Origin of the sequence: Paraburkholderia sp. OAS925, assembly GCF_040543975.1 — a bacterium.
GTDB classification, from domain to species: Bacteria; Pseudomonadota; Gammaproteobacteria; order Burkholderiales; family Burkholderiaceae; genus Paraburkholderia; species Paraburkholderia graminis.
On record NZ_JBEUNO010000001.1, the window covers coordinates 3,974,754 to 3,996,600 of the forward strand.

Sequence of the window (21,847 nt, forward strand, 5' to 3'; positions counted from 1 at the left end):
GGACGAACCGCTGGCGCAACTCCGGCGGCCCGAGCGAAGCCTCGAACCTTACTTCGCGTTGGCGAGCGCAACCGCCGTATCCAGCATGCGGTTCGAGAAGCCCCACTCGTTGTCGTACCAGCTCGACACCTTCACGAGACGGCCCGACACCTTGGTCAGCGTAGCGTCAAACGTCGACGAAGCCGGGTTGTGGTTGAAGTCGATGGACACCAGCGGCGCGTCGTTATAGCCGAGGATGCCCTTCAGCGCGCCTTGCGACGCTTCCTTCATGATCGCGTTGACTTCTTCGACCGTCGTGTCGCGCGCGGCGATGAACGACAGATCGACCACCGACACGTTGATCGTCGGCACGCGAATCGCGTAGCCGTCGAGCTTGCCGTTCAGTTCCGGCAGCACGAGGCCGACCGCCGAAGCAGCGCCCGTCTTGGTCGGGATCTGGCTATGCGTGGCCGAGCGCGCGCGGCGCAGGTCTTCGTGATAGACGTCCGTCAGAACCTGGTCGTTCGTGTACGCGTGGATCGTCGTCATCAGGCCGTTCACGAGGCCGATCTTGTCGTTCAGCGGCTTGACGAGCGGCGCGAGGCAGTTCGTCGTGCACGAAGCGTTCGAGATGACCGTGTCCGATGCCTTCAGCACGTTGTGGTTCACGCCGTAGACGATCGTTGCGTCGACGTCCTTGCCGCCCGGCGCCGAGATGATGACTTTCTTCGCGCCGCCCTTGATGTGCGCGCTTGCCTTTTCCTTGGTCGTGAAAAAGCCCGTGCATTCCATCACGACGTCGACGTTCAGCTCGCCCCACGGCAGCTCAGCCGGGTTGCGGTTGGCCAGCACGCGGATCTTGTCGCCGTTCACAACCAGGTAGTCGCCGTCCACCGACACTTCGCCCGGGAACTTGCCGTGCGCGGTGTCGTATTGCGTGAGGTGGGCGTTGGTCTTGGCATCGCCGAGATCGTTGATGGCGACGATTTCGATATCGTGCTTCTTGCCGTTTTCATAGAAGGCGCGCAGCGTGTTGCGGCCGATCCGGCCGTAGCCGTTGATTGCGACGCGAATCGTCATGGTCTATCTCCTGATGGCTGAAAAAATACGTCGATGTTCCGTCTGACCGGCCGCGTCGCCACGCGTTCATGTTGTGCTTCCACGCGCGCGGCAACGCTTTGTCCTGAATCAGCCGAGTGCGGCTTTAGCCGTCTCCACCACGTGCTCGACGGTGAAGCCGAAATGCTTGAACAGCACGCCAGCCGGGGCCGATTCGCCGAACGTGTCGATGCCGACCACGCCGCCTTCCAGACCCACGTACTTGCGCCAGAAATCCGTCACGCCCGCTTCGATCGCGACGCGGCGCACGCCTTGCGGCAGCACGCGTTCGCGGTACTCGGCGTCCTGCCTGTCGAACACGGTGGTCGCCGGCATCGACACGACCCGCGCCGCAATGCCTTCGCGCGCCAGCGGCTCGACCGCGTTCAGCGCCAGTTCCACTTCCGAACCCGTCGCGATCAGGATGATTTTGCGCGCGACGATCTCGTCGTTCCAGTCGCGCAGCACATAACCGCCCTTTTCGATGTTGGCGATTTGCGCATCCGTGCGCTCCGAGAACGGCAGGTTCTGACGGCTGAAGATCAGGCACGACGGGCCGTTGTGTTCGACGGCCTGCGTCCATGCCACCGCCGTTTCCACGGTATCCGACGGACGCCACACCTGCAAATGCGGAATCAGGCGCAGGCTCGCGACGTGTTCGACCGACTGGTGCGTCGGGCCGTCTTCGCCGAGACCGATCGAATCGTGCGTGAACACGAAGATGGACGGCGCCTTCATCAGCGCGGCGACGCGCAGCGCGTTGCGGCTGTAGTCGGAGAACGTCAGGAACGTGCCGCCGAACGCCTTGAAGCCGCCGTGCAGCGCGAGGCCGTTGATCGCTGCGCTCATGCCGAATTCGCGCACGCCGTAGTTGACGTAGTTGCCCGCCGCGCGGCCTTCCTCGTTCACGCGGACCGGCTTTGCGGCCTTCCAGTTGGTCAGGTTCGAACCGGTCAGGTCGGCCGAGCCGCCCAGCAGTTCCGGCAGCACCGCCGACAAACCTTCAATAGCCTGCTGCGACGCCTTGCGAGTCGCGATGGTTTCCGCGCGCTCGTTAGCGCCGGCGATGATCGCCTTCGCTTTTTCCTTCCAGTCCGCGGGGAGTTGCTTCCCGCTGCGACGCGTGAATTCAGCCGCTTCTTGCGGATATTTCGCAGCGTAGGCGGCGAATGCCTTGTTCCAGTCGGACTCGAAGCGCGCGCCGGCTTCTTTCGCGTCCCATGCCGCATAGACTTCCTGCGGAATCACGAACGGCTCCCACTTCCAGCCGATGGCTTCGCGCGTCGCCGCGATTTCCTTCTCGCCAAGCGGCGCGCCGTGCGAATCGTGACTGCCGGCCTTGGTCGGCGCACCTTCGCCGATCACGGTCTTGCAGCAGATCAGCGTCGGCTTGTCGGACTGCTTGGCCTGCTTGATGGCCGCGTCGACTGCGTCGACGTCGTGGCCGACCACGTTCGGGATCACGTTCCAGCCGTAGGCTTCGAAGCGCTTCGGCGTGTCGTCGTGGAACCAGTGCACCACTTCGCCGTCGATCGAGATGCCGTTGTCGTCGTAGAACGCGATCAGCTTGTTCAGCTTGAGCACGCCGGCAAGCGAGCAGGCTTCGTGCGAGATGCCTTCCATCAGGCAGCCGTCGCCGACGAACACGTACGTGTGGTGGTCGACGATCTTCGCGTCAGGCTTGTTGAATTCGGTGGCGAGCAGCGACTCCGCGAGCGCCATGCCGACCGCATTGGCGAGGCCCTGGCCGAGCGGGCCGGTGGTCGTTTCGACGCCCGGCGTGATGCCGTATTCCGGGTGGCCCGGCGTCTTCGAATGCATCTGGCGGAAGTTCTTGAGCTCGCTGATCGGCAGGTCGTAGCCGGTGAGGTGCAGCAGCGAGTACAGCAGCATCGAGCCGTGGCCGTTCGACAGCACGAAACGGTCGCGGTCTGCCCATTGCGGATTCTTCGGATTGTGGCGCAGATGGCGCGACCACAGGGCCACGCCGATTTCGGCCATGCCCATCGGCATGCCGGGATGGCCGGAATTCGCTTGTTGAACGGCGTCCATGGACAGCGCGCGGATCGCGTTGGCCATCAGGGAAGTGGGTGCGGGAGACGGGGTCGTCATGTCGAGTCCGGAGACAGAGTCAAAAAGCGGTGCGCGCTTGAGGCCCGGAAGCTCGGCGGCCAGTCCGCTTCGGCGCACGGTGCGGCGCCTGAAGACGCGAAACGGGCAGAGCAAACGGACAAGGCTGAAAGCGTGACATTCTAACAGAAGGCCGCACCGGCCCCAGTGCGCCAGGCCGCATGGCGGCGTGCGCATCGTCAGGTCGAAGCTCGGCTGGTCCGGGCGTGGCGGCGGGCCAGGAACGCCGTGGGTCGTTAAAATTGAGCGGCGTAACTCAACGCGTTTTTATGCAGGCCAACCCTTGAGCGACTCTTTGCTGTTCCATCCCACACCCGACGTCGTCTACGGATTTCCGCACGCGTCGCTGCTTGCGCGCGTTGACTCGCCGTATCAACGCATCGAGGTGTGGGAGACGCGCCAGCTCGGCCGGCTTTTCACGCTCGACGGCCGCCCGATGACGTCCACCGGCGACGAGTTCATCTATCACGAGTGCATGGTGCATCCGGCGGCGCTCGCGCATCCGGCGCCGAAGGCGGCGCTCGTGCTGGGCGGCGGCGACGGCGGCGCCGCGCGGCAACTGCTCGCGCATCCCGGAATCGAAAGAATCGTCGTGGCGGAGCTCGACGAACAGGTGGTTCGCCTGACGCGCGAGTATTTGCCGGACGTGCACGGCGGCGCCTTCGACGATGCGCGCGTCGAACTGGTAATCGGCGACGCCGCGCACTACGTGGCCGCAGCAGCCGACGCGCAATCCATGCAGTTCGATCTGATCGTGTTCGACGTGACGCCGCCGGACTCGCCCGCCGCCGGCCTGTACACGACAGCCTTCTACGGCCAACTGAAGCGGGTGATGAGCCCGACTGCCGCGGTATCGATCCATCTGGGCTCGCCGTATTTCCACGCCGGCAGAATTGCCGGTCTGCTCGACGACCTGCGCCGCGCGTTCGCCGTCGTACGCAACATGAGCACCTTCATCCCGCTATACGGCTCGCTATGGATGATGGCAACAGCCAGCGACACGCTCGACCCCGCCGCACTAACCGCCGATGACGTGACCGCGCGCCTCGCCGCGCGTCGAATCGACGCATTGAAGCATTACAGCGCGGCCACGCACGCCGGGCTCTTTGCGGCGTCGCCGTCAGCCAGCGGTAAACTAGGTCAATTCTTAAAGCCAGCACGCTAACGACCGGGCAAAATGCTCGGCTTGGCCCGTGCGCGCTATCTCATAGACAGACGATACGGGACTCGCTGCCGGCTTCCGAGCACGCGCCCAACAACCCATAGATCCGGAGAACTCCATGACCGCCTCCCGCCCAGCCGGTGTGCCCTGGTTGACCCCCTATCTGACGGTGCGCGACGCGCGTGCCACGACCGCGTTCTACACCGCGGCGTTCGGCTTCGAGTTGCGGGACAGCGTGCAGGACGACGGCGTCGTCATGCACGTCGAGATGACGTATCAGGGCCAGTTGATCGTGATGTTCGCGCCGGAAGGCGCGTTCGGCTCGACCGCGAAAACACCGCGAAGCGCAGGCGCGATTGCGCCGCAATCGTTTTATGTCTATGTCGACGATGTCGACGCGGTTTACGCCCGGGCGCTCGCCGCCGGGGCAAAATCGCTGAGCGAGCCGCAGGACCAGTTCTGGGGCGACCGCTTCGCCCAGGTTGAGGATCTGGACGGCTACCGTTGGGCGCTCGCTCGCCACCTTTCGTGAACTAATGAGTATTTTTCTGATGCCTCGCTTCTTCGTCGGTACGTCCCTTTCGCCCGACGACATCGTGCAGCTTCCCGATGACGTCGTTCGGCACGTCCTTGTCCTGCGCTTGCAGGTGGGCGACTCCATCGTGCTTTTCAACGGAGAAGGCGGTGAATACAGCGCCGAACTCGCCGCCATCGAACGCCGCGCGGTCACCGTAAAAATTCGCGAGTTCCGCGATATCGAAGTCGAAACGCCTTACCGGCTCACGCTCGCCCAAGGCATTGCGAGCGGCGACAAGATGGACTGGCTGATCGAAAAGGCCGTGGAACTCGGCGCATCCAGCTTCGTGCCGCTCACCACCACGCGCAGCGTGGTGCGTCTGGCGGGAGAACGCGCGGCGCGACGGCATGCGCATTGGGAAGGCATCGTGCGAGCGTCCTGCGAGCAATGCGGGCGCAACCGTCTGCCCGAAGTCATGCCGGTGCGTGAAATCGCCACATGGCTCAGCGCGATGCCGCGCGTTCCCGCCGGCGACGAACTGCGCATCCTGCTGTCGCCGCGCGCCAGCATCCCTTTCTCGGCCTTGCCTGCGGCTCCGCCGAAGGGGCCCGTCACCGTGCTGGTCGGCCCGGAAGGCGGTTTTTCCGCCGCCGAAGAAGCCGCCGCGATGGATCATGGCTTCCAGGCTGTGGGGCTCGGACCGCGCGTGCTGCGCACGGAAACCGCCGGCATGGCCGTGCTGTCGGCGCTGGCGGCTGGCTGGGGCGGGTGGTGAGCGGCCGATTGGACTCTTGTCGGGCCAGCGGCACTGACTAAGGCCGCGGCATCAGCAGCGGCCGCAACGCCTCCGCGCAAAAGCCAAAACAAAGGCCCGCCAATTGGCGGGCCTTTATCGTTCTGGCGGCAATCTCCGGCTGCAATCCAGCCAGGACGCGAAAGCCTCAGGGTTTTTAGCTTATTCAGGCAAACGAATAAAACACCCGAAACGCGACCTTACGCTCAGCCCAGAATTCGGCGGCCTCGCGGAACACGTCCAGCAGCGTCTCGCGGCCTTCCTTGTCGAACTTCTGTGCGACGGGCAATTGCTCCAGCACGATCACGAAACCCGGCTGCGCACCGGCCTTGTGGACGAGATCGGTCAGGCAATCGTAGAGCGCGTCGTAATTCTTGCCAAAATGTTTCGGAAACAGGAACGAGGTTGCGATGGTCTCGAGCACTTCCTGTTTCGATTGCGCATTGGCGCAATACGCATAGAGAAAGTGCTGACCTAGTTGATTCGCCTCGTCCGCGAGATCCTGAACGCGGAACGCGCGGATCGACTGTACGATGTTCGGTCGTACGGTCTTGAAAAGACTCATGGGCTCCTCGTTCGATGAAACCACACTGTCAGGCTCGCTCCGGTTCTCACGGCCCTGATCGCCCGCGCGCATTTGCATGACGCGCTGGAACAGGTTGCCCTCGCCGGCCGCGAAAAGATCCGTCGCGACTCCGGTGTCGTGCGCGTAGACGTTGTCGCTCATGCCGTTCATCCCGATGTCATTCAACAATACGATTAAAACTGGTGTAGTGGTCGTCCGAGTAGTAACAATTGTCGGTTCGCTTCAGCGGACCTCCGCAGACGATGCGACGCGCCCCGCGATTACGTGAGCGAGGCGTGGGAACGGTGTATTCGTGGTAGTAGCCGCGCCGGTTGGGCGGCAGCAACCGTTCGCGGTTGCCGAATACGACGCCGTCCTTTTCATATGGATAAGGCCCGCCTGCGGCAATCAAGTTCAATGTATCGACCGCCTGACGGGGCAGTTGCGCCACCGTGACAGTGCCGAGTGCCTGTGCATCGGTGCCGGCGGGTGCCGTGTAGTTGCGCGCGAAGGCGTAAGGCACGGGGCCGCAGAAAGCGCACAGCGCAGCCGCACCGATCAGCACGCCCTTGATCCGCTGCCAGCTGCGTGCCATTTACCAAGATTCCCGGCGGTTAGATCACGAGTTTGACGACCATGAAAGTCGTAAGGGTATCGCTAATGGTCCCTGGAATCAACGTTCGCCAGGCGCGCGAAATTGCTCAAATCGACGGCGACGCGCTGCTGGCCGCACTTTGACGACTTTTGACAGAAAATTTTGCTCACTCGGGCTAGTATTAGCCCAACGAAGCAAAAACAACCGCCCGCCGGGCCTCCGTCGCCGGAGTTCGGAAGCGGGATTCTTGTAACGATGCCTGTTGTTTGCCGTTTTGGGGCGGCTATCCCCTGTTCGCCCTAAGGCGTGTCCATTGCGGACACGCCTTTTTTTTTTGCAGGGCGAGATGCCGGCCAAGGTAGCCGGCAGATTTGCGTGCGCCGGCCGGTGCTTACTACGCAACCAGCCAGCGCCGTGCGATCAACGCGCCGCGATCACATCCGCGACCAGCAGCGCCGTCATGTTGACGATGCGCCGAACCGTTGCGGACGCCGTCAGCACATGCACCGGCTTGTCCGCGCCGAGCAGCATCGGGCCAATCGCGATGTTGTTGCCGGCCGCCGTCTTCAGCAGGTTGTACGAGATGTTGGCCGCGTCGATGTTCGGCAGCACCAGCAGGTTCGCATCGCCTTCGAGCGTCGAGTCCGGCAGAATTTCGCGGCGCAGATTGGCGTCGAGCGCGACGTCGCCGTGCATTTCGCCGTCCACCTGAAGATCCGGCGCGCGTTCGCGCAGAATCGTCAGCGTGTCGCGCATTTTCTGCGCGGTCGGCGCGTGGCTCGATCCGAAGTTCGAGTGCGACACCAGCGCGACCTTCGGCTCGATACCGAAACGGCGCACTTCCTCGGCGGCCATGATCGTGATCTCGGCCAGTTGTTCCGGCGTCGGATCCACGTTCACGTGCGTATCGACGAGGAAAATCTGGCGATTCGGCAGCACCAGCGCGTTCATCGCGGCGTAGACAGCACAGCCTTCGCGCTTGCCGATCACCTGGTCGATGAAGTGCAAATGGCGATGCGTCGTGCTCACCATGCCGCAGATCATGCCGTCGGCTTCGCCCTTTTTCACCAGCATCGCGCCGATCAGCGTGGTGCGGCGGCGCATTTCGAGCTTCGCCATCTGCTGCGTGATGCCCTTGCGCGACATCATCTTGTAGTATTCCTGCCAGAAATCGCGGTAGCGCTCGTCGTGATCGGTGTTCACGACCGTGTAATCCTGGCCCGCGACGAGGCGCAGCCCATAGCGCGCAATGCGCTGCTCGATCACGGCCGGACGGCCAATCAGGATCGGCTTCGCCAGCTTTTCGTCGACGATGATCTGCATCGCCCGCAGCACGCGCTCTTCCTCGCCTTCCGCGAACACGATGCGCTTCTTCTCCGGCTCGACGCCGCGCGCGAGCTGGAAGATCGGCTTCATCGTCGTGCCGCTGTGATACACGAACTGCTGCAGGTGCTGTTCGTACGCTTCCATGTCCTGGATCGGACGCTCGGCGACGCCGGAATCCATCGCGGCCTTCGCCACCGCCGGCGCGACCTTGACGATCAGGCGCGGATCGAACGGCTTCGGAATCAGATATTCCGGCCCGAACGACAGGTCCTGAATGCCATAAGCCGTCGCGACGATGTCGCTCTGCTCCTGGCGCGCCAATTCCGCAATCGCGTTGACCGCGGCGATTTCCATTTCCCGCGTGACCGTCGTCGCGCCCGCGTCCAGCGCGCCGCGGAACAGGAACGGGAACACCAGCACGTTGTTCACCTGGTTCGGATAGTCGGTGCGGCCCGTGCACAGCACGGCGTCCGGACGCACTTCCAGCGCCAGTTCCGGCAGGATTTCCGGCGTCGGATTGGCGAGCGCGAGAATCAGCGGCTTGTCGGCCATCTGCTTGACCATGTCCTGCTTGAGCACGCCGCCCGCCGACAGCCCGAGGAAAACGTCCGCGCCGCCAATCGCCTCGGCGAGCGTGCGGGCTTCGGTTTCGCGCGCAAAGCGCTCCTTGTCCGGGTCCATCAGTTCGACCCGGCCCTTGTATACCACGCCCGCGAGGTCGGTCACGAGAATGTTCTCGAGCGGCAGGCCGATGTCCACCAGCAGGTCCAGACACGCCAGCGCCGCCGCGCCCGCGCCGGAGGCCACGAGCTTGACGTCCTTGATGTCCTTGCCGACCACCTTCAGACCGTTGGTGATCGCCGCCGCGACGACGATCGCCGTGCCGTGCTGGTCGTCGTGGAAAACCGGAATCTTCATGCGCTTGCGGCATTCGCGCTCGACGATGAAGCAGTCCGGCGCCTTGATGTCTTCCAGGTTGATGCCGCCGAAAGTCGGCTCGAGCGCCGCGATCACGTCCACCAGCTTGTGCGGATCGGACTCGTTCAGCTCGATATCGAACACGTCGATGCCGGCGAACTTCTTGAACAGCACGGCCTTGCCTTCCATGACCGGCTTCGACGCGAGCGGCCCGATATTGCCGAGGCCGAGCACCGCCGTGCCGTTCGTGACGACGCCGACGAGGTTGCTGCGCGCGGTGAAACGCGCCGCATTCATCGGGTTTTCGACGATTTCCTCGCACGCGAACGCGACGCCCGGCGAGTACGCCAGCGCGAGATCGCGCTGGTTGATCATCTGCTTGGTCGGGGAGATCGCGAGCTTCCCTGGAGTCGGGAACTCGTGGTAATCGAGGGCGGCTTCGCGGAGTTTGCTATTGACGGGAGTCGACATAAGGCGGGCTTCGAAGTGCGGATTAGAATAGATGTTCGACGGCATTGTAGCCCCAATTGCCGGCCCAATTCCTTCAATACGGGTACAACTGCCGCGACCGAAAGGTAGCGAAAGCCAGTGGTGCCTGCACTTTTCCTCACAATGCTCTCAGAGTTTTCGCTGATCGAACGTTTCTTTGCCCGCCGCGCGGCGGGCCAGCCGTCGGTTGCCGCGGACGGCTCGCTCGGCATCGGCGACGACTGCGCGCTGCTCGCGCCGCGCGCCGGCGAAATGCTGGCGATATCGACGGACATGCTGGTGGAAGGCCGCCATTTCTTCGCCGATGTCGATCCCGAGGCGCTCGGCCACAAGGCCCTCGCCGTGAATCTGTCGGACCTTGCCGCGATGGGTGCCCAACCGCAGGCGTTCACGCTCGCCTTCTCGCTGCCGAAAGCCGACGAGGCGTGGCTCGCCGCGTTCAGCGAGGGCCTGTTCGCGCTCGCGGAACGGCACGGTTGCGCGCTGATCGGCGGAGATACGACCGGCGGGCCGCTGAACCTGTGCATCACCGTGTTCGGCAGCGTGCCGCCGCAAGCGGCCCTGCGACGCGACGCCGCACAAGCCGGCGACGACATCTGGGTGTCCGGCACGCTCGGCGATGCGCGCGCCGGACTCGGCATCCAGCGCGGCGAGTGGCAGGCGGATGCGGCCGACGCCGCAAGCTTCCGCCGCGCGCTCGAACGCCCGGAGCCGCGCATCGCGCTGGGTCTAGCACTGCGCGGCGTCGCGCGCGCCGCGTTGGACGTATCGGACGGACTCGCGGGCGACCTCAAGCACATTCTGGATCGCTCGAAGCTGCGCGCCACCGTCGACGCCGACGCCGTCCCGCGTTCGGCCGCGCTGCGCAAGCTACCGCTGGATACGCAGCGGCGCTGCACGCTCGCAGGCGGCGACGACTACGAACTCTGCTTCACCGCGCCGCCCGCCGCGCGCGTCGCGGTGGAAAACGCCGGGCATAAGGCGGGCGTGCCGGTCACCCGCATCGGTACAATAAGCGCTCTTCAATCGGCGGCGGATCGCCCCGCGATCGACTGGCGCGACGCCGCCGGCGCGCCGCTCACCCTGACGTTGCAAGGCTTCGACCACTTTCATGCAGACTGATCCTCCGCTTCGGCCCGCCGACGAGTTCGTCGGCGGCCAGCCTCCCAAGCCGCAACGCCCGCAGCCGCGCCGCGCGACCGCGCGCTTCATGTTGTCGCATCCGCTGCATATTCTGTCGCTCGGTTTCGGCAGCGGCTTGTCGCCGTTCGCGCCTGGGACGATCGGCACGCTGTTCGCGTGGGCGTCTTTTGCCGTCTTCAGCCGCTATCTGACGGTAATCGAATGGGGTGTGCTGATCGGCGTCGGCTTTGTCGGCGGCATTGCGATTTGCGGTTTTACCGCGAAGAGGCTCGGCACCGACGACCCGTCGCCGGTCGTATGGGACGAAATCGTCGCGTTCTGGCTGGTTCTGCTGATGGTTACGCCCGTCACGCTGACCGGGCAGTTCTGGGCGTTCGTGCTGTTCCGCTTCTTCGACATGGTGAAACCGCCGCCTATCGGCTACTTTGATCGCCGGCTGAAAGGCGGTTTTGGCATCATGTTCGACGACCTCGTCGCCGCGTTTTTCACGCTGCTCGTGATTGCGCTTTGGCGCATGTCCGTTTAACCGTTGCGCCCCGTTCCGGATTGACGCCATGCCTACCGATTCCGTCGTTCACCAGCTCGCGATCCGCGTGAGCAACCGCCTGCGCGACGAGCGCCTGATGCTCGTCACCGCCGAGTCGTGCACGGGCGGCATGGTCGCGACCGCGATCACCGACATTTCCGGCAGCAGCGGCTGGTTCGAGCGCGGCTTCGTCACGTACTCGAATCAGGCGAAAAGCGAAATGATCGGCGTGCCCGCCGACATGATCGAGAAATTCGGCGCGGTCAGCGAGCAGGTGGCGCGCGCGATGGCCGAAGGCGCGCTGCGCAACAGCCGCGCGCAGGTATCGCTGTCGATCACTGGCGTCGCCGGTCCGGGCGGCGGCACCGAGACCAAGCCGGTCGGCATGGTGTCGTTTGGCTGGAGCAACCGGCTGCATACATCGGTTGAGACGAAGGTTTTCAAGGGCGACCGCGAGCAGATTCGCGTGCAGGCCGCGGCGCACGCGCTGCGCGGCGTCCTCGCGCTGCTCGACGAGCGCGAACATTGACCGTTGCAGTTGCGTGGAGACGAAACGAATGCCGGATTCCGATGCAGCCCGAGACGAATTGATCCGCCGCTTCGATCTGAAGCCGCATCCGGAAGGCGGATTTTTCAGCGAGACCTATCGGTCGGCGGAGCGCGTGAGCCGGAACGACGGCGCGGCGGACGGAACGACGGAGACGCGCTCGGCATCGACGGCCATCTACTACCTGCTGTGCGACGGCGCGCATTCGGCCTGGCATCGGATCAAATCCGATGAAGTCTGGCATTTCTACGCCGGCGAGCCGCTGAACGTTCACGTACTCGACGCAGCCGGCAAGCTGGTCACGCACAAGCTCGGTAATGCGCTGATTCACCGCGACGCGGTGTTTCAGGCCGTGGTGCCGGCCGGTTTGTGGTTCGCCGCCGAATGCGCGGACCCGGCGAGCTTCGCGCTGGTTGGTTGCACCGTCGCGCCCGGTTTCGAGTTCAGCGAGTTCGAGCTTGCGGATGTCGATGCGTTGAAATCGCGCTATCCGCAACATGCGGCGTTTATTGAGCGGTTGGGGCCAACGGCCGGCGCGTGAAGCGCAACGGCTACTGTGTGGCGCGGCTGGCGTGAATTGCGATCGCCCATAGCGGCTAGCGTCGGGCCGTTAGGGAAGCGACAAACCCACGCGGCAAGCGCAAGCGATAAATCAGGCGACCAACCAGCCGACCACCGAAACACCCGCCAAACCGCCAAACCACCCCTCACCGAAACGCGTTAATCCGCTCCCGCGTTTCCATCGCCGCCTTCGCCGCCGCCTGCGCAAAGTCCTCGCCCTTGCCCGCATAGATGATCGCGCGCGACGAGTTGATCAGCATGCCCGTGCCGTTCGCGGTGCGGCCCGCGCCGACGGTCGCCTGAACGTCGCCGCCCTGCGCGCCGATGCCCGGAATCAGGAGCGGCATATCGCCGACAATCCCGCGCACCACTTCGATTTCCTTCGGAAAAGTCGCGCCGACGACGAGCCCGAGCTGGCCGCTCGCGTTCCACTTCTCCGCCGCCAGTTGCGCGACGACCTGATAGAGCGGACGCCCGCCCGTCTCCAGAAATTGCAGGTCCGAACCGCCTGCATTCGACGTGCGGCACAGCACGATCACGCCCTTGCCTTCGTGCTCCAAGTACGGCTCGATCGAATCGAAACCCATGTACGGATTGACCGTGACCGCATCCGCCTGGTAGCGCTCGAACGCTTCGCGCGCGTACTGCTCGGCGGTGCTGCCGATGTCGCCGCGCTTCGCGTCCAGAATCACCGGCAAGCCCGGATGATGCGCGTGAATATGCGCGATCAGCTGCTCAAGCTGGTCTTCCGCGCGATGCGCCGCGAAGTAGGCGATTTGCGGCTTGAACGACGACGCGTAAGGCGCGGTCGCGTCGACGATCTCGCGGCAGAAGTCGAAGATCGCGTCGGGCCGGCCGGCTAGCGCGCCGGGAAATTTGCTCGGCTCGGGATCGAGGCCGACGCACAGCAGCGAGTTGGTGCGCTGCCAGGCGTCGTTGAGTGTCTGGATGAAGTTGGACATGGTGAGTCTCGCGGCGAGCCGGTAATCGGGGAAGGCGCGTATTTTACCTGCCCGGCGCGGCGGGTCGGCGGTGGTTGCCCGCCCCTACTGCCGGCGCCGCGTTCCGCGCGCGCCCGGCATCGAACGCAAACCGGTGCGCTCGACGGTAAACCGGAAGCTCCTCGTGAGCCGCTCGCCGCGTCCCAGCAGCGTCATGCCGTTTTCGCACGCGCCGCCCGCCAGATTCATCGCGTTGATCGGATGATCGACCGGCTCGAAGCAGAAAAAGTCCTCGCCTGGCGGCGTGTACAGCACGTAGTAATCGGTGTCGGCGGCAATGTTCAGCGACAGCCGGCGCTTCGGCCAGACCACAGCCGCCTGCCCGCTCCAGCCCGTGAACGCATGATTGACGATGGTCTCCGGCAACGGATACGCCACGCCGAACTGCCACGCCGGCGGCGCCTGTACGTGACGAACCGGCAGCCAGTCGTCGCCGGCGAGCCACAGACCGCCCGCCGCCGCCGACAACTCGGTGTCCGCATCGCGCACGAAAAACGGATGCACGCCGAGGCCGAACGGCAAAGCCTCGCGGCCCGCGTTTTCGATTTCGAGCGTGATGACGAGCGACGGCCCGTCGAGCTTATACGTCTGCGCCGCACGAAACGCGTACGGCTTGCCGTCCCGCCGATCGAGCGTGAGCCGCACGTACTCGCGGTCCGAATCGGCGACTTGCCACGCGGACTGCCAGCCGTCGCCATGAATCGGGAAAGGCTCGTCGGCGCAATTGCGCGCCACGTCGACGCGCCGTCCCGCGACATTGAAATGTCCGCCGCCGATACGGTTCGAGTACGGCAGCAGCGGATAACAGGCGAGTTCGTTCGGCTGCGTGTCGGCGGCGACGTGGCGGCAGCGCCGGAAGATCGGCGTGAGCGCGCCGTCGTCGCGCCAGTCGAAGCGCGTGATGCCGCCGCCGAGCGTCGGCGCGACGTCGAGCCGCAACTGCGCATTGGCGAGCGTGACGCACGCGACATCGCCGGCCGAAGTCTCACCGACTGCCACTGCCGATGTGCTCGGCCCCGCCAGCACCGGATTGGCCGCGGCCGCGAGCCGCGAGCGCCGGCTCTGCGCGCCGGGTGAGTTCTGAGCGTTCTGGGAAAAGGCGGAAACAGGGTTCGCAACAGTCATATCTGCTCCTTCGAGAGGCTTGCACGTTGCCGTCATGGCTGACGGATGCTGTCGGGCGATTTTCTTGAACCGGTCGCCTCTGGTCCGAACTCTGGTTGCTGCGCGGCTTCGTTGCCGGCGTTCATGCGCGATGTCGCGACATCGGCATCGACACCTTGCATCGGACTCGCCGCTGCTGTCTAGGTTCTGCACCGCTGCACCGCCCCGTCGCAAGCGACGCGGCGTCACACTTCCCTACGCCGGCGCGCCTGCAAAAACCGGCTCCGGCAAACCACGCCGCGCGGGCGTCGCGATAAACACGCCGCCGGCGCGCGAGTCGCCCGCGAGCGCGGCTGCGTCGAGACCGACGCGCGCGCTCGTAATGTACAGCGTGCCCAACTGCGCGCCGCCCAGCGCGACGCAGCTCGGCTGCACCGTGGGCACGTCGACGCGCTCCGTCTCGACGCCGTCGGCGCCGTAGCGCACGACGCGCGCGCCGCCCCATTGCGCGTTCCACAAGCCGCCGTCGCGATCGACGGTCGAGCCGTCCGGCTCGCCGGTTGCATCGGTGAGGCGCGCGAACACGCGGTCGTTGGCGATGCCGCCGTCCGCCAGGTAGTCGCAGGCGCGAATCTCACGCGTCGGCGAATCGCAGTAGTACATCGTCGCGCCGTCGGGACTGAACGCGATGCTGTTCGAAATGGCGGGCGCGGGCAACGGCAAGCGCTCCAGCGTCAAATCACGATCGAGCCGGTAAAACCCGCCGATCGCGCGCAACGGCGAGCCTTCGTCTTTCGTGCCGAACACAAAACGCCCCTGCCGATCGCAGCGGCCGTCGTTCACCCGCGTGTTCCGACCAGGCTCCGCATCGACGATATGGCGCGTCTCGCCGGTCGCGAGATCGAAGAACGCGAGCCGCGACGCGAGGCCGAGCAGCAGGTAATGAGGATCGGCGCACAGCGCGAAGGTGGCGAGGCGCTCAGGCATCGTCCACGACATGCTGCGGCCGTCGCGCGGATCGTAGCGCCACAGGCGTGCGCCTTCGATATCGGTCCAGTAGAAGCGGCCGGTTGTCGCGCACCACGTCGCGCCCTCGCCCAACGTGCACTTGCTGTCGACGAGAAGCGCCGCGCGCGGCGCGTGCGCAGGAGCACGCACGTCCACGCTCGCCGTCACGCCCAGCCTCCATCCACGACGATGTCCTGCGCGGTGATCATGCGACTGTCGTCGGCGGCGAGGAAGAGCGCCATGCGCGCGAGGTCGGCGGGCTCGAGTTCCGCGTCGATGCACTGGCCTTCCTTGATCGAACGGCGTCCCGCGTCGTCGAGCCACAGACGCTTCTGCTTCTCCGTCATCACCCAGCCCGGCACCAGCGTATTCACGCGAATGTTGAAGTGGCCGAGATCGCGTGCAAGACCGCGCGTCAAACCCTGCACCGCGGATTTCGACATCACGTACACCGGATAGCCGCCGTTCTTCAGCATCCAGCTGATCGAACCGAGGTTGATGATCGAGCCGCTCTGCGCCGCCTTCATGTCCTCCATCACCGCCTGCGCCGCGAAGAACTGATGACGGATATTCACCGCGATGCCCGCGTCGAAAGACTCGCGCGTGACTTCGCCGATCGTGTGGCGCTTGTCGTTCGCCGCGTTGTTCAGGAGCACCTCGATCGGGCCGAGCGCGGCTTTGACATCGGCGATGGCTTTTTGCAGCGCGTCGATGTCCGTCAGATCGCACGGCAGGAACAGCGGCTTGTGCTTCGAGTCGCCGAGTTCGTCGGCGAGCGCTTCGCCCGCCGTCGCGTCGATATCGAAGAACGCGACGCGCGCGCCTTGCGCCGCGAAATGCTCGACGAACGATGCGCCGATGCCGGTCGCGCCGCCCGTGATCAGCACCGTGCGGTCGACAAGACTCGGGTAGCGCGCGAATACGTTGTTCGCGAGGCGCTCGTTTGCGTTGGCCGGAGACGACATCGTTCGATTCCTTTTAGAGCGAGTGGATTAATCCCGCGATCCGCGGTTCTTCAACTGGTCGAGCAGCACGGCGGCGAGCAGGATCGCGCCGCGCACGAGGTACTGATAGAACGCGTCGATGTTCATCAGGTTCATCACGTTCTCGACCGTGCCCATGATAAGCACACCGATCACGACGCCCGAAATCGTCGCGCGTCCGCCGAGCAGCGACACGCCGCCGAGCACGCACGCCGAGATCACATTCAGCTCGAAGCCTTGCGCGGCGTTCGGCTGACCGGAGGTGATCCGCGAAGCCAGAATCACACCGGCGAGCGCGGTCACCGCGCCCTGGATCAGGAAGATGTAGACGCGCGTGCGTTCGACGTTGATACCCGCAAGACGCGACGCTTCCGGATTGCCGCCGATGGCAAGCGTGTTACGTCCATACACGGTCTGATTGAGCATCACGCCGAACACGATGAAGCACAGCAGCGTGACCCAGATCGGCAGCGAGACGCCGAAAAAGCTGAGACCGCCGAGCGCGATGAACGTATCCGACGACACACCGACCGCCTGACCATGCGACACGATGAAGCCGAGGCCGCGCACGATTTCCATCGTCGCGAGCGTGGTAATCAGCGCATTGATGCGCAGATAAGCGATCACCGCGCCGTTGACGAAACCGATCACCGCACCCGCCGCGACTGCCGCGACGATCGCGATAAACGTGTTGTCGGTGGCGTTCAATACCATCGCGCACAACACGCCGGCGAACGCGACCGTCGAACCGATCGACAGGTCGAAGTCACGCGACGCGAGGCAGAACATCATCGTGCACGCGACCATGCCGATCTGCGAAATGGACAGCGCGAGGCCGAGCATGTTCTCGATCGAGAAGAAGTGATCGACGGTCAGCGACATCGTCACGAACATCACGACGAAGATCAGGATCAGGCTGTACTCGGTGATCTGCTGCCACCACTTCGCCTTGTCGCTCGTCTGCGGAATCAGCGCTTCGGCGGCGCTCTTGGCGGCCTGTTGCGCGAGGTTTTCTCTAGCTTGCATTTGAAGACTCCTCCCGTTCCTCACGGGTTGCGGACTTGCGTCCAAATGATGTTCAGGCCGCCTGTTGAGCGGCGCTTGCTGGCAGTGCGGTCGAGCTTTGCGGCAACGCGAGGCTCAACACCGCTTGTTCCGTTGCGTCGTTGCGCGCGAGCTCGCCGGAAATGCGGCCCTGGCGCATCACGACGATGCGGTCCGATACACCCAGCACTTCAGGCAATTCCGACGAGATCATCACAATCGCGCAGCCGCGTTCGGCGAGCTGATAGATCACGTTATAGATCTCGTGCTTCGCGCCGACGTCGATGCCGCGCGTCGGTTCATCGAGAATCACCACCTTCAGATCGGGCTCGGCCAACCAGCGCGACAGGATCGCCTTCTGCTGATTGCCGCCCGACAGGAAGCGGATTTTCTGTCGACGGCTCGGCGTCTTGATCTTCAGCAGCTTGATGAAACGGTCCGCGGTTTCGGCCTCTTTCTTGCGGTCGAGGAACATGCCCGCGCGCAAGTAATGCCGCCTGCAACTGATGTTGATGTTCTCCGACACGGTCGCCATCGCGACAATGCCTTCTTCCTTGCGGTCTTCCGGACACAGCACGATGCCGTGACGGATCGCTTCGCCCGCGCTCTTTACGCGAATCGGCTTGCCGTCGAGCAGCAGTTCGCCGCCCTTCTTGTGCTCGGTGCCGTACACGAGATGCATCAGTTCGCTGCGGCCCGCGCCCACTAGTCCGAAGAAGCCGACAATCTCGCCGCGCCGCACTTCGAAGCTGGTCGGCTGCGAAAGCGCGTGACCTTCAATGGCCTTCGCCGCGAAGCGCACTTCGCCGAGCGGCCGCGGCGAATAGTTGTAGATGTCCGAAATTTCACGCCCGACCATTTCGCTGACGATGGTGTCGCGCGACACGCCTTCGAGCGTCGGATGCGAAGCCACCTTGCGCCCGTCGCGGAAGATCGTGCATGCGTCGCACAGCTCGTAAATCTCGTCCATGCGATGCGAGATGTAGATCATTGCGCGGTTGTCGGCGCGCAGATCGCGCACCAGCTTGAACAGCACTTCCGTCTCGCGATGCGAGAGCGAACTCGTCGGTTCGTCGAGTGCGATCACGCGCGCGTTGCGCAGCAGCGCCTTGCAGATTTCCACCATCTGCCGTTGCGCGATGGAGAGCTTGCGCAGCTTCGCGTCCGGATCGAGCGCGACGCCCATTGCCTCGAGACGTTCGCGCACGAAACGCTTCGCATCGCGCTTCTTGACCCAGCCGAACGAATTCGGCAACTGGCCAAGCAGCAGATTTTCCGCGACCGTGAGGTCGGGCACGTATTGCAGTTCCTGGTGAATCACCGCTATGCCGGCCGCGATCGACGAAGCCGCGCTCGTAAAGCGCACTTCCTTGCCGTCGATCATCACGCGGCCCGAGTCGGGCTGATATTCACCGCCGAGTATCTTGAGCAGGGTCGATTTCCCTGCGCCGTTCTCGCCCATCAGGCCGTGCACCTGGCCGACGTTGACGTCGAAGGACACACCGTCGAGCGCGCGCACGCCTGGAAAAACCTTGCCGATATTGTCAAAACGTAGCGTCGCTGACACTTCGCCTCCTCGCTGTTTCATTCGAACAGCCTTGCCCTGCGTTGCCGGCCTTCCAGTCTTTGCAAAGGCGCGGCATGTCTGGACTACTGGTGTTCTATGGCTATTGCCGGCGCGTCGTATTTCAACCGACGCGCCGGCGATTCACTTCATCGAACTGCGTTCAAAGCGGCTTACTTCGAAGCCAGACCCATCTTCTCGCGCACTTCGCCGACGTTCTCACGCGTCGCCAGCATGCCGGTCGTCAGCGTGAGCGGCGGCGGTGCCTTGCCTTGCGTGATCCAGTCGTACATCAGCGCGGAGGTTTCCTCGCCGTGACGCTTCGGGCTGATGATGACCGTGCCGAAGAAGCCAGTCGGGTTCGGCTTCTTGAACTCGTTCAATGCCGAATCCGAACCGCCGATGCCGATGCCGATCATGTTGTCCGCCTTGAAGCCGCGGCCTTCCGCTGCGCGCACCGCGCCGAGCACGCCTTCGTCGTTCAGCGCGTAAGCCACCCAGTGCTTGAACTGCGGGTTCTTCGTGAGCGCGATGTTGGCGGCGTTGAACGCGTTTTCCGTGTCGGTCTTCGCTTGCGGCGCGGCGATCACGTTGGCCTTCGGGAAGCCGGCGGCGAGCAGTGCGTCGGTGGCGCCGCTCGTGCGGTCATGCGCGGTCGGCAGCTGTTCGTAAGTGACGTCGATTGCACCGACATCCTTCATGTCCCAGCCGCGCTTCTTGATTTCGGCTGCGAGGCCGTCGCCGACCTGCTTGCCGATGTTGTACGCCGAGATGCCCATGTGCGGCACCGACGCGATCGGCTTGCCCGCGCCGTCGACGAGACGGTCGTCCACGGTCATCATCTTCAGGCCGTCGGCCTTCGCTTTGGCGACGATGCCCGGTCCGAGCTTGACGTCAGGCGTGCAGATCACAAAGCCCTGTGCCTTTTGCGCCGACAGGTTGTCGATCGCGCTCATCACTTTCTCGCCCGACGGCGCGCCGATCTTCACGAGCGTGAAGCCCTTTTCCTTGGCGGCCATTTCGGCGAACTTCCATTCGTCCTGGAACCACGGTTCTTCCGGCTGCTTCACGAGAAAACCGATCTTGACCGGATCGGCGGCTTGAGCGGCGGTTGCGTTGAAAAGCACACCCGCCGCCGCTGCTGCCAGCGTGAGGAATATTCTGCGTTTCATGTTGTGTGTCTCCTGACTAATTGATAACGAGAAGGTATCGGCCGCGTCTTCTTGTACCGGTTGTGACACACGCGGCCAGCGCGTCGTCCGGTGAAACGGTGCTGCGTTTTTCTTTTTTACTGCGTTGTTCTTTTGCGTTGTTCTGTTGCGCCCTTCTTTCACGGCTCAGTCGTGATACAGCACCGAGCGCCCGCCGTCCACGGTGATGCAGGTGGCGTTGATAAACGGCGCTTCATCCGACGCAAGGAACACCGCCGTCATCGCCACTTCTTCCGGACGGCCGATGCGCTTCATCGGCTGCAAATCGATCGTCGCCTGTCGCGCGGCGGCCGGGTCCGGCTGTTCGTTCCACCAGTCGTGCGCCAGTTGCGTCTCGATGTAGCCCGGCGCGATCGCGTTCACACGCACGTTGCGCGGCGCGTATTCGATGCCGAGCGCGCGCGTGAGCCCAATCACGCCATGCTTCGCGACCGGATACGGAAAGCAGCCCGCGATGATCTTGAACGAATGCGTCGACGCGATATTCACGATGCTGCCCGCGCCGCGCTCGACCATGCCCGGCAGCACCGCGCGGCACCCGTTCCACACACCGTCGAGATCGACCGCGAAGCAGCGGCGCCAGTCGTCGTCGGTCATGGTGAGCGGGTCACAAAATACGTTGATGCCCGCGTTGTTCACCAGCACGTCGACGGGTCCGAGCGCGCGTTCCGCCTCGCTCACGGCGTGCTGAACCGAAGCCGACTGCGTCACGTCGGTATGCACGGCCAACACGCGCGCGCCCGTTTCAGATGCGATCTGCAAAGCCGTTTGCCGCGCCGTGTCGATGTCGAGTTCGGCGAGCGCGACCGCCGCGCCCTCGCGTGCAAACGCAAGCGCGATCGCCGCGCCGATGCCGCGGCCTGCGCCCGTCACCAAAGCGACTTTGCCGGCGAGCCGTGTCATTTCTTCGCACCTGCGCGCGCCACGCGCAAACCGTTGATGAACGCCTTCGCGTGCGACGCCGTCACGGCCGCGCTCTGACCCGGCTTGTACAGCGCCGAACCGAGCCCGAAGCCATTCGCGCCCGCGCTGAGAAACGGCCCCATGTTGTCCGGCGTGATGCCGCCGACGGGCACCAGCGGCACCTGCGCCGCGATCACCGCGCGCCATGCTTTCACGACCTGGCAGCCGAGCTGCTCGGCGGGGAACATCTTCAGCACGTCGGCGCCGTGCTTGAGCGCGATGAACGCCTCGGTCGGCGTCGCGACGCCCGGCGAGCAAGCCATGCCTTGCGCTTTCGCGGCGCTGATCACTTCCGAATCGCTATGCGGCATGACGATCAGTTCGCCGCCGGCCGACTTCACGTCCTTGACGAAGCTCGGATGCAGCACCGTGCCCGCACCGACGATCGCATCGGCGGGCAGCGCCTTGCGGATCGCGGCGATGCTGTCGAACGGCTGCGGCGAATTCAACGGCACTTCGACGATGCGAAAGCCCGCTTCGTACAGCGCCTGACCCTGCTCGGCCGCATCGGCGGGCGTCACGCCGCGCATGATCGCGATCAGCGGACATGCCTCGAACGCCGCGATCAGACCCGCGTGCGGCATGTACGGAGCGGGCAGATTGATGTGAGGTTGCATGTC

21 protein-coding genes are annotated in these 21,847 nt (G+C 64.4%); 7 read left to right on the forward strand and 14 right to left on the reverse strand.

Annotated elements, in window-relative coordinates; all coding sequences use genetic code 11:
• Positions 1 to 48 precede the first annotated feature (48 nt).
• Together gap and tkt are read right to left on the reverse strand one after the other, a co-directional pair.
• Entirely contained in the window at positions 49 to 1,059 is a 1,011-nt protein-coding gene (gap, locus tag ABIE53_RS17440) for a type I glyceraldehyde-3-phosphate dehydrogenase (protein WP_006051892.1), read from the reverse strand.
• Positions 1,060 to 1,167: 108 nt separating this feature from the next.
• A complete protein-coding gene (gene tkt, locus ABIE53_RS17445; RefSeq protein WP_006051891.1) occupies positions 1,168 to 3,189 on the reverse strand; it encodes a transketolase in 2,022 nt (673 codons plus the stop codon).
• Between the two features lie 301 nt (positions 3,190 to 3,490).
• Here tkt and speE point away from each other — a divergent pair, with 301 nt between their 5' ends.
• The 3 genes from speE (at position 3,491) to ABIE53_RS17460 (ending at position 5,661) form a co-directional block, all read left to right on the forward strand.
• Positions 3,491 to 4,372 (forward strand): polyamine aminopropyltransferase, encoded by an 882-nt coding sequence (gene speE, locus ABIE53_RS17450; RefSeq protein WP_006051890.1) that lies wholly within the window; start codon positions 3,491 to 3,493, stop codon positions 4,370 to 4,372.
• Between the two features lie 115 nt (positions 4,373 to 4,487).
• Positions 4,488 to 4,901 carry a VOC family protein gene (locus tag ABIE53_RS17455; protein WP_006051889.1) on the forward strand — a complete coding sequence of 138 codons (414 nt, stop codon included), beginning with the start codon at positions 4,488 to 4,490 and terminating at the stop codon, positions 4,899 to 4,901.
• 19 nt (positions 4,902 to 4,920) lie between these two features.
• The gene (locus tag ABIE53_RS17460) at positions 4,921 to 5,661 is read left to right on the forward strand and encodes a 16S rRNA (uracil(1498)-N(3))-methyltransferase (RefSeq protein WP_006051888.1); all 741 of its coding nucleotides are present in this window, start codon (positions 4,921 to 4,923) and stop codon (positions 5,659 to 5,661) included.
• 184 nt (positions 5,662 to 5,845) lie between these two features.
• On the opposite strand, the gene ABIE53_RS17465 is transcribed toward ABIE53_RS17460, so the two are convergent.
• The 3 genes from ABIE53_RS17465 to ABIE53_RS17475 form a co-directional block, all read right to left on the reverse strand.
• Entirely contained in the window at positions 5,846 to 6,415 is a 570-nt protein-coding gene (locus tag ABIE53_RS17465) for a barstar family protein (protein ID WP_029971475.1), read from the reverse strand.
• A 7-nt stretch (positions 6,416 to 6,422) separates the two neighbouring features.
• A complete protein-coding gene (locus tag ABIE53_RS17470; protein ID WP_006051886.1) occupies positions 6,423 to 6,839 on the reverse strand; it encodes a ribonuclease in 417 nt (138 codons plus the stop codon).
• Between the two features lie 420 nt (positions 6,840 to 7,259).
• Positions 7,260 to 9,599: an NADP-dependent malic enzyme gene (locus ABIE53_RS17475; RefSeq protein WP_192698737.1), complete on the reverse strand. Its 2,340-nt coding sequence runs from the start codon at positions 9,597 to 9,599 to the stop codon at positions 7,260 to 7,262.
• Positions 9,600 to 9,695: 96 nt separating this feature from the next.
• Between ABIE53_RS17475 and thiL the strand changes: the two genes are divergently transcribed.
• Genes thiL through ABIE53_RS17495 form a run of 4 tightly spaced genes read left to right on the forward strand, consistent with a single transcriptional unit; the run spans position 9,696 to position 12,329 of the window.
• The gene (gene thiL / locus ABIE53_RS17480; protein WP_006051883.1) at positions 9,696 to 10,694 is read left to right on the forward strand and encodes a thiamine-phosphate kinase; all 999 of its coding nucleotides are present in this window, start codon (positions 9,696 to 9,698) and stop codon (positions 10,692 to 10,694) included.
• Entirely contained in the window at positions 10,684 to 11,241 is a 558-nt protein-coding gene (locus tag ABIE53_RS17485; protein ID WP_006051882.1) for a phosphatidylglycerophosphatase A family protein, read from the forward strand. The genes thiL and ABIE53_RS17485 overlap by 11 nt, the downstream gene beginning before the upstream one ends.
• A 28-nt stretch (positions 11,242 to 11,269) precedes the next feature.
• Positions 11,270 to 11,770, forward strand: coding sequence for a CinA family protein (locus ABIE53_RS17490; RefSeq protein ID WP_006051881.1), 501 nt, complete (start codon positions 11,270 to 11,272; stop codon positions 11,768 to 11,770).
• A gap of 28 nt (positions 11,771 to 11,798) precedes the next feature.
• Positions 11,799 to 12,329: a cupin domain-containing protein gene (locus ABIE53_RS17495; protein WP_006051880.1), complete on the forward strand. Its 531-nt coding sequence runs from the start codon at positions 11,799 to 11,801 to the stop codon at positions 12,327 to 12,329.
• Between the two features lie 166 nt (positions 12,330 to 12,495).
• On the opposite strand, the gene pyrF is transcribed toward ABIE53_RS17495, so the two are convergent.
• The 9 genes from pyrF to ABIE53_RS17540 form a co-directional block, all read right to left on the reverse strand.
• Entirely contained in the window at positions 12,496 to 13,311 is an 816-nt protein-coding gene (gene pyrF, locus ABIE53_RS17500; protein ID WP_006051879.1) for an orotidine-5'-phosphate decarboxylase, read from the reverse strand.
• Between the two features lie 84 nt (positions 13,312 to 13,395).
• Positions 13,396 to 14,475 (reverse strand): aldose 1-epimerase, encoded by a 1,080-nt coding sequence (locus tag ABIE53_RS17505; protein ID WP_006051878.1) that lies wholly within the window; start codon positions 14,473 to 14,475, stop codon positions 13,396 to 13,398.
• A 234-nt stretch (positions 14,476 to 14,709) separates the two neighbouring features.
• Entirely contained in the window at positions 14,710 to 15,630 is a 921-nt protein-coding gene (locus ABIE53_RS17510; protein WP_006051877.1) for an SMP-30/gluconolactonase/LRE family protein, read from the reverse strand.
• A complete protein-coding gene (locus ABIE53_RS17515) occupies positions 15,627 to 16,427 on the reverse strand; it encodes an SDR family NAD(P)-dependent oxidoreductase (protein WP_006051876.1) in 801 nt (266 codons plus the stop codon). The genes ABIE53_RS17510 and ABIE53_RS17515 overlap by 4 nt, the downstream gene beginning before the upstream one ends.
• A gap of 27 nt (positions 16,428 to 16,454) precedes the next feature.
• Positions 16,455 to 17,471, reverse strand: a complete 1,017-nt coding sequence (araH, locus tag ABIE53_RS17520; RefSeq protein ID WP_006051875.1) for an L-arabinose ABC transporter permease AraH — start codon at positions 17,469 to 17,471, stop codon at positions 16,455 to 16,457.
• 52 nt (positions 17,472 to 17,523) lie between these two features.
• Entirely contained in the window at positions 17,524 to 19,056 is a 1,533-nt protein-coding gene (araG, locus tag ABIE53_RS17525; protein ID WP_006051874.1) for an L-arabinose ABC transporter ATP-binding protein AraG, read from the reverse strand.
• Between the two features lie 170 nt (positions 19,057 to 19,226).
• On the reverse strand, positions 19,227 to 20,225 hold the full coding sequence (locus ABIE53_RS17530; RefSeq protein ID WP_006051873.1) for an arabinose ABC transporter substrate-binding protein: 999 nt from the start codon (positions 20,223 to 20,225) through the stop codon (positions 19,227 to 19,229).
• Between the two features lie 165 nt (positions 20,226 to 20,390).
• Positions 20,391 to 21,167, reverse strand: a complete 777-nt coding sequence (locus tag ABIE53_RS17535) for an SDR family oxidoreductase (RefSeq protein ID WP_006051872.1) — start codon at positions 21,165 to 21,167, stop codon at positions 20,391 to 20,393.
• Entirely contained in the window at positions 21,164 to 21,844 is a 681-nt protein-coding gene (locus ABIE53_RS17540) for a 2-dehydro-3-deoxy-6-phosphogalactonate aldolase (RefSeq protein WP_006051871.1), read from the reverse strand. Before ABIE53_RS17540 ends, ABIE53_RS17535 begins: the two co-directional genes overlap by 4 nt.
• Positions 21,845 to 21,847: the final 3 nt, after the last annotated feature.

What these genes read in the sequence shown, in the direction of transcription:
- ABIE53_RS17535 (WP_006051872.1), bottom strand. Translation starts at nt 21,167, where the DNA reads ATGACACGGCTCGCCGGCAAAGTCGCTTTGGTGACGGGCGCAGGCCGC.
- araH (WP_006051875.1), bottom strand. Translation starts at nt 17,471, where the DNA reads ATGCAAGCTAGAGAAAACCTCGCGCAACAGGCCGCCAAGAGCGCCGCC.
- tkt (WP_006051891.1), bottom strand. Translation starts at nt 3,189, where the DNA reads ATGACGACCCCGTCTCCCGCACCCACTTCCCTGATGGCCAACGCGATC.
- ABIE53_RS17540 (WP_006051871.1), bottom strand. Translation starts at nt 21,844, where the DNA reads ATGCAACCTCACATCAATCTGCCCGCTCCGTACATGCCGCACGCGGGT.
- ABIE53_RS17490 (WP_006051881.1), top strand. Translation starts at nt 11,270, where the DNA reads ATGCCTACCGATTCCGTCGTTCACCAGCTCGCGATCCGCGTGAGCAAC.
- pyrF (WP_006051879.1), bottom strand. Translation starts at nt 13,311, where the DNA reads ATGTCCAACTTCATCCAGACACTCAACGACGCCTGGCAGCGCACCAAC.
- ABIE53_RS17495 (WP_006051880.1), top strand. Translation starts at nt 11,799, where the DNA reads ATGCCGGATTCCGATGCAGCCCGAGACGAATTGATCCGCCGCTTCGAT.
- ABIE53_RS17515 (WP_006051876.1), bottom strand. Translation starts at nt 16,427, where the DNA reads ATGTCGTCTCCGGCCAACGCAAACGAGCGCCTCGCGAACAACGTATTC.
- ABIE53_RS17530 (WP_006051873.1), bottom strand. Translation starts at nt 20,225, where the DNA reads ATGAAACGCAGAATATTCCTCACGCTGGCAGCAGCGGCGGCGGGTGTG.
- ABIE53_RS17505 (WP_006051878.1), bottom strand. Translation starts at nt 14,475, where the DNA reads ATGACTGTTGCGAACCCTGTTTCCGCCTTTTCCCAGAACGCTCAGAAC.
- gap (WP_006051892.1), bottom strand. Translation starts at nt 1,059, where the DNA reads ATGACGATTCGCGTCGCAATCAACGGCTACGGCCGGATCGGCCGCAAC.
- ABIE53_RS17465 (WP_029971475.1), bottom strand. Translation starts at nt 6,415, where the DNA reads ATGAACGGCATGAGCGACAACGTCTACGCGCACGACACCGGAGTCGCG.
- thiL (WP_006051883.1), top strand. Translation starts at nt 9,696, where the DNA reads ATGCTCTCAGAGTTTTCGCTGATCGAACGTTTCTTTGCCCGCCGCGCG.
- ABIE53_RS17485 (WP_006051882.1), top strand. Translation starts at nt 10,684, where the DNA reads ATGCAGACTGATCCTCCGCTTCGGCCCGCCGACGAGTTCGTCGGCGGC.
- ABIE53_RS17455 (WP_006051889.1), top strand. Translation starts at nt 4,488, where the DNA reads ATGACCGCCTCCCGCCCAGCCGGTGTGCCCTGGTTGACCCCCTATCTG.
- ABIE53_RS17475 (WP_192698737.1), bottom strand. Translation starts at nt 9,599, where the DNA reads ATGCCGTCGAACATCTATTCTAATCCGCACTTCGAAGCCCGCCTTATG.
- ABIE53_RS17460 (WP_006051888.1), top strand. Translation starts at nt 4,921, where the DNA reads ATGCCTCGCTTCTTCGTCGGTACGTCCCTTTCGCCCGACGACATCGTG.
- ABIE53_RS17470 (WP_006051886.1), bottom strand. Translation starts at nt 6,839, where the DNA reads ATGGCACGCAGCTGGCAGCGGATCAAGGGCGTGCTGATCGGTGCGGCT.